Origin of the sequence: Shouchella oshimensis, from assembly GCF_004375095.1 — a bacterium.
In the GTDB taxonomy this organism is placed as follows: domain Bacteria; phylum Bacillota; class Bacilli; order Bacillales; family Bacillaceae_D; genus Shouchella; species Shouchella oshimensis.
This window is the reverse complement of sequence record NZ_SNUX01000004.1, coordinates 805,636-814,527: the sequence shown is the minus strand read 5'-3', so window position 1 is coordinate 814,527 and position 8,892 is coordinate 805,636. Positions and strand designations below refer to the sequence as shown.

The following is an 8,892-nucleotide window of genomic DNA, read 5'->3' as shown; positions in this document are numbered from 1 at the left end:
ATCATCATACTCAAACTCAAGAAATTTAGGATAAGCCCTCGACCGATTAGTATCAGTCCGCTCCATGTGTCGCCACACTTCCACTTCTGACCTATCAACCTCATCATCTCTAAGGGGTCTTACTGGCTTACGCCATGGGAAATCTCATCTTGAGGGGGGCTTCATGCTTAGATGCTTTCAGCACTTATCCCGTCCATACGTAGCTACCCAGCGATGCTCCTGGCGGAACAACTGGTACACCAGCGGTATGTCCATCCCGGTCCTCTCGTACTAAGGACAGCTCCTCTCAAATTTCCTACGCCCGCGACGGATAGGGACCGAACTGTCTCACGACGTTCTGAACCCAGCTCGCGTGCCGCTTTAATGGGCGAACAGCCCAACCCTTGGGACCTACTTCAGCCCCAGGATGCGACGAGCCGACATCGAGGTGCCAAACCTCCCCGTCGATGTGGACTCTTGGGGGAGATAAGCCTGTTATCCCCAGGGTAGCTTTTATCCGTTGAGCGACGGCCCTTCCATACGGCACCGCCGGATCACTAAGCCCGACTTTCGTCCCTGCTCGACTTGTAGGTCTCGCAGTCAAGCTCCCTTATGCCTTTGCACTCTACGAATGATTTCCAACCATTCTGAGGGAACCTTTGGGCGCCTCCGTTACTGTTTAGGAGGCGACCGCCCCAGTCAAACTGCCCACCTGACAATGTCCCTGACCCGGATCACGGGTCGAGGTTAGAATGTCAGCACCATCAGGGTAGTATCCCACCGACGCCTCCACCGAAGCTAGCGCTCCGGCTTCCAAGGCTCCTACCTATCCTGTACAAATGGTACCAACACTCACTATCAAGCTACAGTAAAGCTCCATGGGGTCTTTCCGTCCTGTCGCGGGTAACCTGCATCTTCACAGGTACTATAATTTCACCGGGTCTCTCGTTGAGACAGTATCCAAGTCGTTGCACCATTCGTGCGGGTCGGAACTTACCCGACAAGGAATTTCGCTACCTTAGGACCGTTATAGTTACGGCCGCCGTTTACTGGGGCTTCAATTCAGAGCTTCTCCCTTACGGGATAACCCCTCCTCTTAACCTTCCAGCACCGGGCAGGTGTCAGCCCCTATACTTCGCCTTACGGCTTCGCAGAGACCTGTGTTTTTGCTAAACAGTCGCTTGGATCTATTCACTGCGGCTCTCTCGGGCTTTAACACCCTAATAGAGCACCCCTTCTCCCGAAGTTACGGGGTCATTTTGCCGAGTTCCTTAACGAGAGTTCTCCCGAGCGTCTTAGAATTCTCTTCTCGCCTACCTGTGTCGGTTTGCGGTACGGGCACCTGTATTCTAACTAGAGGCTTTTCTCGGCAGCGGAGGATCAGGGATTTCGGACCCTTGGGTCCTTCACGGTCACAGCTCAGCCTTCACGGAACACGGATTTGCCTATGTTCCAGCCTTGCATGCTTCGACGCGCACAGCCAGCGGCGCGCTCACCCTACCTTTCTGCGTCCCCCCATCGTTCAAACAAATACGAGGTGGTACAGGAATATCAACCTGTTGTCCATCGCCTACGCCTTTCGGCCTCGGCTTAGGTCCCGACTAACCCTGAGCGGACGAGCCTTCCTCAGGAAACCTTGGGCTTTCGACGGAGGGGATTCTCACCCCTCTTTTCGCTACTCATACCGGCATTCTCACTTCCAAGCACTCCACTAGTCCTCACGATCTAGCTTCACAGTCCTTGGAACGCTCCCCTACCCAATCCCTACTGGGATTGCCATAGCTTCGGTGATACGTTTAGCCCCGGTACATTTTCGGCGCAGAGTCACTCGACCAGTGAGCTATTACGCACTCTTTCAATGATGGCTGCTTCTAAGCCAACATCCTGGTTGTCTAAGCAACTCCACATCCTTTTCCACTTAACGTATACTTGGGGACCTTAGCTGATGGTCTGGGCTGTTTCCCTCTTGACTACGGATCTTAGCACTCGCAGTCTGACTCCCGAGTTAAAGTTTTTGGCATTCGGAGTTTGACTGAATTCGGTAATCCTGTGGGGACCCCTCGTCCAATCAGTGCTCTACCTCCAAAACTCATCACTCGAGGCTAGCCCTAAAGCTATTTCGGGGAGAACCAGCTATTTCCGAGTTCGATTGGCATTTCACCCCTACCCACACCTCATCCCCGCATTTTTCAACATGCGTGGGTTCGGGCCTCCAGTCGGTGTTACCCGACCTTCACCCTGGACATGGGTAGATCACCCGGTTTCGGGTCTACGACAACGTACTCACTCGCCCTATTCAGACTCGCTTTCGCTACGGCTCCGCCTCATCAGCTTAACCTTGCACGTTATCGTAACTCGCCGGTTCATTCTACAAAAGGCACGCCATCACCCGTTAACGGGCTCTGACTAGTTGTAGGCACACGGTTTCAGGATCTCTTTCACTCCCCTTCCGGGGTGCTTTTCACCTTTCCCTCACGGTACTGGTTCACTATCGGTCACTAGGGAGTATTTAGCCTTGGGAGATGGTCCTCCCGGATTCCGACGGGGTTTCACGTGTCCCGCCGTACTCAGGATCCACTCTGGAGGAAACGAAGTTTCAGCTACAGGGCTGTTACCTTCTTCGGCTTGTCTTTCCAGACAATTCACCTACTCCGTTTCTTTGTAACTCCGTATAGAGTGTCCTACAACCCCAAGAGGCAAGCCTCTTGGTTTGGGCTGATTCCGTTTCGCTCGCCGCTACTCAGGAAATCGCATTTGCTTTCTCTTCCTCCGGGTACTTAGATGTTTCAGTTCCCCGGGTCTGCCTCACCCTGCCCTATGTGTTCAGGCAGGAGTACCATCCCATTACGGATGGTGGGTTCCCCCATTCGGAAATCTCCGGATCAAAGCTTACTTACAGCTCCCCGAAGCATATCGCTGTTCGTCGCGTCCTTCATCGGCTCCTAGTGCCAAGGCATTCACCGTGCGCCCTTTCTAACTTATCCATTTTCACTTCAGATTCCCATCGTATCTCTTCGTCTGGTTCCTGTCTTTCTGTCAGTTACGTAGCGAACTACGCTCCTTCCATCAAGCATTTCCCATCCTTGATCTACTCGGGTCTCTTTGTCAATTGGTTAACCTAAAAGGTTTATGAATTCTTGACGTCTCGTTCAAACAGTTGTAACACCGATGAACAAAACTAATTTGAGTTGATTGATTATGATTTAGTTTTCAAAGAACCATGCCTACAGGATGTAGGTACCAGGCGTTGCCACAGGACGTGGCGTTCTTAGCGTGGTATCCATTACCTTCGCATTTTCAATTGGAAGAGGAATTCTTCCAAAACTGAACAAAAGATCCAAAGCGCTATATGACCCGAGGTCATACATCGACTAGAGTAAATACTCCATAGAAAGGAGGTGATCCAGCCGCACCTTCCGATACGGCTACCTTGTTACGACTTCACCCCAATCATTTGTCCCACCTTAGGCGGCTGGCTCCAAAAGGTTACCTCACCGACTTCGGGTGTTACAAACTCTCGTGGTGTGACGGGCGGTGTGTACAAGACCCGGGAACGTATTCACCGCGGCATGCTGATCCGCGATTACTAGCAATTCCGGCTTCATGTAGGCGAGTTGCAGCCTACAATCCGAACTGAGAATGGCTTTATGGGATTGGCTCCACCTCGCGGTTTCGCTGCCCTTTGTACCATCCATTGTAGCACGTGTGTAGCCCAGGTCATAAGGGGCATGATGATTTGACGTCGTCCCCACCTTCCTCCGGTTTGTCACCGGCAGTCACCTTAGAGTGCCCAACTAAATGCTGGCAACTAAGATCAAGGGTTGCGCTCGTTGCGGGACTTAACCCAACATCTCACGACACGAGCTGACGACAACCATGCACCACCTGTCACTTTGCCCCCGAAGGGGAAGCTCTGTCTCCAGAGTGGTCAAAGGATGTCAAGACCTGGTAAGGTTCTTCGCGTTGCTTCGAATTAAACCACATGCTCCACTGCTTGTGCGGGTCCCCGTCAATTCCTTTGAGTTTCAGCCTTGCGGCCGTACTCCCCAGGCGGAGTGCTTAATGTGTTTACTTCGGCACTACGGGCATCGAAACCCCTAACACCTAGCACTCATCGTTTACGGCGTGGACTACCAGGGTATCTAATCCTGTTTGCTCCCCACGCTTTCGCGCCTCAGCGTCAGTTACAGACCAGAGAGTCGCCTTCGCCACTGGTGTTCCTCCACATATCTACGCATTTCACCGCTACACGTGGAATTCCACTCTCCTCTTCTGCACTCAAGCTTCCCAGTTTCCAATGGCCGCTCGGGGTTGAGCCCCGAGATTTCACATCAGACTTAAGAAGCCGCCTGCGCGCGCTTTACGCCCAATAATTCCGGACAACGCTTGCCACCTACGTATTACCGCGGCTGCTGGCACGTAGTTAGCCGTGGCTTTCTGGTGAGGTACCGTCAAGGTACCGGTAGTTACTCCGGTACTTGTTCTTCCCTCACAACAGAGCTTTACGACCCGAAGGCCTTCCTCACTCACGCGGCGTTGCTCCGTCAGACTTTCGTCCATTGCGGAAGATTCCCTACTGCTGCCTCCCGTAGGAGTCTGGGCCGTGTCTCAGTCCCAGTGTGGCCGATCACCCTCTCAGGTCGGCTACGCATCGTCGCCTTGGTAAGCCGTTACCTTACCAACTAGCTAATGCGCCGCAGGCCCATCCCTTAGTGACAGCCGAAACCGTCTTTCAAAAGAGAATCAGGTGATTCTCTTTATTATCCCGTATTAGCTCCGGTTTCCCGGAGTTATCCCAGTCTAAGGGGCAGGTTACCTACGTGTTACTCACCCGTCCGCCGCTAACGTCCGGGAGCAAGCTCCCTTCTGTCCGCTCGACTTGCATGTATTAGGCACGCCGCCAGCGTTCGTCCTGAGCCAGGATCAAACTCTCCGTTAAAAGTGTTTGACTTGCTCATTTGCACAATTTAAAGCTGTGTCTGACTTCATTGACGAGATACCTTGTATCTCTTTTTACGCTTGGCTTTTGTTCAGTTTTCAAAGAACTCGTTTGCGCCTCGATCTCTCTTGGCGACTCAATTAATATACCATTTTCTCTCGTATAAAGTCAACAACTTTTTTTAAAAGAAATGGTAAGTTGTTTGCGCCTCTCTTAAGAGGACAAGTAATAATATATCATAGCGACACAAAATAAACAACTAAAATTTTAGTTGTTTAAAAGATTTTTTAATTCCGTTGGCTTTGTCCTATAAAATAAGTTGCTGAACCGCGACTAGCAGCAACATACCTGGCAATCCTAGCAAAGCAACAACCGCTGTAGTTGTTAAATTAATCGGCACAAAAAGACCTGTCATCGTTGTTAATGAATTAAATAGAAAAAGAAACAAAGCCGCAATAATAAATTTCACCCCTAAACGTCCGACAAATCGAAATGGCTTAATCGAGGCTCCTACCAATAGTAATAAAATAACCAGCGCTCCCAGCAATAACAACACCCAATCGCCCAAACACAACCCCTCCTAACCGATAGCTCGTCTTGCTTTACTATATGTATAGAGTCACCAAATAGAACTTTATTTTTTCTTAATAAAAAAACTCCTGCACAAACAGGAGCTTCTTTCTTTTTATTTTCGTTTCCGTTCATGGCGCACTCTTGCTTCTCTAAGCAAGAATGAGTACAACATTTCTGCACGCTGTACATCAAAGTGCATGTCTTCTGATGCATCTAAACTATGTTCCAGCAACCCTCTTTTGTAGTCCAATTGCTCTTTCATCGCATCGACATAATAGTATAAACGTTGATCCTCTTCTTTTCGAAGAGCGCCTTTTTTTCGTCTTCCAATCATATTCTGACCACCTACAACTCGCGTCGACCTTCTATTGCTTTTGATAATGTGACTTCATCCGCGTATTCTAAGTCTCCACCAACAGGTAAGCCATGTGCTAATCTAGTTACCTTTATTCCAGTAGGCTTTATTAAACGGGAAATGTACATTGCCGTAGCCTCACCCTCAATTGTAGGGTTCGTTGCAATAATCACTTCTTCCACTTGACCATTTTCCTGTAACCTTTTAATAAGCTCAGCGACTTTAATATCTTCCGGTCCAATTCCATCCATTGGTGAAATCGATCCGTGAAGAACATGATACAAGCCAGTGTATTCCCTCATTTTCTCCATTGCAATCAGATCCCTCGATTCTTGAACAACACAAATAGTTGTTTGATCTCGATGGGCATCATCACAAATTTGACACGGATCCGAATCCGTTATGCTATGACATACAGAACAATACGTTAAATCTCGCTTGGCATGAACAAGTGCTTTTGCAAAATCTAACACATCGTCTTCCTTCATATCTAAAACATAGAAGGCTAAACGACTTGCTGTTTTTGGTCCAATACCCGGCAAGCGCGAAAACCCCTCGATTAATTTAGCTATTGGTTTTGGATATTGCAATCCGCTTGCCTCCTAGAACATTCCCGGAATATTTAACCCTTTAGTGAATTTCCCCATGTCTTGCTCAACCAACTCATCAACTTGCTTCAACGCTTCGTTGGTTGCAGCAACTACTAAATCCTGTAGCATTTCAATATCATCAGGATCAACAACATCTTCAGAGATCTTCACTTCTAAGATTCGTTTGTCACCAGATGCGACAACAGTCACCATTCCTCCACCTACTGTCGCTTCAACTGTTTTTTCTTTTAAATCTTCTTGTGCTTTTGCCATTTGCTTTTGCATTTTTTGCATTTGCTTCATCATATTACCCATGTTCTTCATAAAATCAGCTCCTTAAGAATCAATCACTTCTATTAAATCTTCACCAACAAGCTTTACAGCTTCCTCCATAAAGGGATCTTGTGGTTGTTCATTCTCTTTGTCTTTCATATAATCTGTTTTTACTTGTTCCCACTGTGATTGTAGCAATGTGGAAAAATTCGATCGTCCACCATATACTTGTTGAAGCACTTGGTTCAGAACATCACGAAACTTTGTATCCATCATATCACGATGCATTTCATTTTGAAACGCCAAGAGGATCTTTGAGGAAGACGCTGCTACGGGCTTACAATCGTTTAACCACGCATGAGCCGGAACACTAATCCCTTTTAGTTGTTCTTTTACATTCGCCCATTTGCTAATGGTTTCTTGTAGCTCATTCTTATCGGCTGTGGCAACAATCTCTTTCACTTGAGCCGTAATCGGCGACTTACCTTTTCCACCACTAGATCTTGGACGAGTTTGTGGTTTACGTTGTGTTGATTGTTGTTCTTCAATTGCAATAGGTGGCCCTTGTTTCAGCTGTGCTTGCAACTTCTCTATTTGCTGTCTTAACTCTTCTACATCTTGGTTTTGTTGGGGAACTAAAGGAGCATCCTCTATTTCCATCACATTAATGATCGCCATCTCCAAAATAATTTTCGGTTTCAGTGCCCACTTTATTTCTTGCTGGCTACTCGTTAACTTTTGAATAACCTTATGCAGTTTCGACACCTCATACTGCTTCGCTACAGCGATAAACGATTCTTCCACTTTCGCTCTTTCTAATAAATGATGCGCTTCAGGGGCTGTCTTATATAGAAGTAAGTCTCTAAAATATAAAATCAAATCCTCTAGCAAACGTTTCGGATCTTTCCCATTCCTTAAAGTCTCATCAATTGTTTCGAGTGCGAGCCTTGCGTTATCTTGTGCTAAAGCGCCTACTAAATTATTTAATGCCTCTCTCGAAACAGAGCCTGTTATAACAAGCACATCTTTCACGGCTACACGATCTCCTGAAAAAGAGATTGCTTGATCCAGCAAACTTAACGCGTCCCTCATCCCACCGTCAGCTGCTTGTGCAATCAAATCAATTGCATCCTCATCATAAGCTTGACCATTATGATCAAGGATACGCTTCATGCGAGACACTAATTCTTCATTTGTAATTGGCTTAAAATCAAACCTCTGACATCGCGATAGGATCGTGAGTGGAATTTTATGAGGTTCTGTAGTCGCCAAAATAAAGATAACATGAGCAGGTGGTTCTTCTAGGGTTTTTAAAAGGGCGTTAAAAGCACCTGTGGAAAGCATATGAACTTCATCTATAATATAGACTTTGTAATCGGTTTCTGTTGGTGCATATTTTACTTTTTCTCGAATATCACGAATTTCATCAACACCGTTATTTGATGCAGCATCAATTTCCATTACATCAATAATAGAACCATTTGTAATTCCCCTACAACGACTACACTCATTGCATGGCTCAGCAACTGGTGCATGCTCGCAATTAATTGCTTTTGCAATAATTTTTGCCGCACTTGTTTTCCCCGTCCCTCTTGGACCGGAAAACAGGTAAGCATGAGCCATTTTTTGTTGAAGTAACGCATTTTGCAATGTCTTCGTAATATGAACCTGACCTACTACATCTTCTAACAACTGAGGCCTCCATACACGATAAAGGGCTTGATAGCTCATGTACTCATCCAACCTTTCAGAGTCATGCCTTTATTATATCGTTTCCTGTCAAACGAATAAAGCGCTGGTTATCTATTTAAATAAAAACAGTAGAAAAAAAGCCCGCCATTTCTAGCGAGCTTTTGGTTATTCTATAATTAAATACCGTGCACCTTTTTTCGATAACAACTTCATAAGCGTTACCTAAGCAGTTAGCTCGATCCAGGCACCTCTGCGGCACACGAAAGGATCCACTTACTGCTGCTTCCTTCCGGACCTGACAGGGTTCATGGGTTTCCGTTGCGCAGAACCCAAACGTCAACACCACTTACTTAGGGCAGTCCTTACAAAGCCGAAACCTCAAAAAGGAATTCAACCTCGCTACAGCGGATTGCGAGTTACAGGGCACCGCTACCTCCCCGTCTAGCACGGCAAAGTGTAAACATCGTTAATTGCACTAGTAAAATAGCGCA

Annotated in this window: 5 protein-coding genes, 2 rRNA genes and 1 other RNA gene; all 8 read right to left on the bottom strand. The window is 47.1% G+C overall.

What is annotated here, in order from left to right; translation table 11 throughout:
* Nucleotides 1-26 precede the first annotated feature (26 nt).
* The 8 genes from E2L03_RS19510 to ffs all read right to left on the bottom strand — a co-directional run bounded on the left by E2L03_RS19510 (nt 27) and on the right by ffs (nt 8,851).
* Nucleotides 27-2,963: ribosomal RNA gene (locus E2L03_RS19510) — 23S ribosomal RNA — on the bottom strand.
* 407 nt (nt 2,964-3,370) lie between these two features.
* Nucleotides 3,371-4,918, bottom strand: a 16S ribosomal RNA gene (locus E2L03_RS19505).
* The 16S and 23S rRNA genes sit together here, the layout of an rRNA operon.
* 307 nt (nt 4,919-5,225) lie before the next feature.
* A complete protein-coding gene (locus E2L03_RS19500) occupies nt 5,226-5,486 on the bottom strand; it encodes a pro-sigmaK processing inhibitor BofA family protein (RefSeq protein WP_038484813.1) in 261 nt (86 codons plus the stop codon).
* A gap of 117 nt (nt 5,487-5,603) precedes the next feature.
* On the bottom strand, nt 5,604-5,825 hold the full coding sequence (locus E2L03_RS19495) for a YaaL family protein (protein ID WP_038484810.1): 222 nt from the start codon (nt 5,823-5,825) through the stop codon (nt 5,604-5,606).
* An 11-nt stretch (nt 5,826-5,836) separates the two neighbouring features.
* A complete protein-coding gene (gene recR, locus E2L03_RS19490; protein WP_035397839.1) occupies nt 5,837-6,436 on the bottom strand; it encodes a recombination mediator RecR in 600 nt (199 codons plus the stop codon).
* 12 nt (nt 6,437-6,448) lie between these two features.
* Nucleotides 6,449-6,760: a YbaB/EbfC family nucleoid-associated protein gene (locus E2L03_RS19485; RefSeq protein WP_035397842.1), complete on the bottom strand. Its 312-nt coding sequence runs from the start codon at nt 6,758-6,760 to the stop codon at nt 6,449-6,451.
* Nucleotides 6,761-6,772: 12 nt separating this feature from the next.
* Nucleotides 6,773-8,440, bottom strand: coding sequence for a DNA polymerase III subunit gamma/tau (gene dnaX, locus E2L03_RS19480; RefSeq protein ID WP_134260167.1), 1,668 nt, complete (start codon nt 8,438-8,440; stop codon nt 6,773-6,775).
* Nucleotides 8,441-8,584: 144 nt separating this feature from the next.
* Nucleotides 8,585-8,851, bottom strand: an RNA gene (gene ffs / locus E2L03_RS19475) — signal recognition particle sRNA large type.
* Nucleotides 8,852-8,892: the final 41 nt, after the last annotated feature.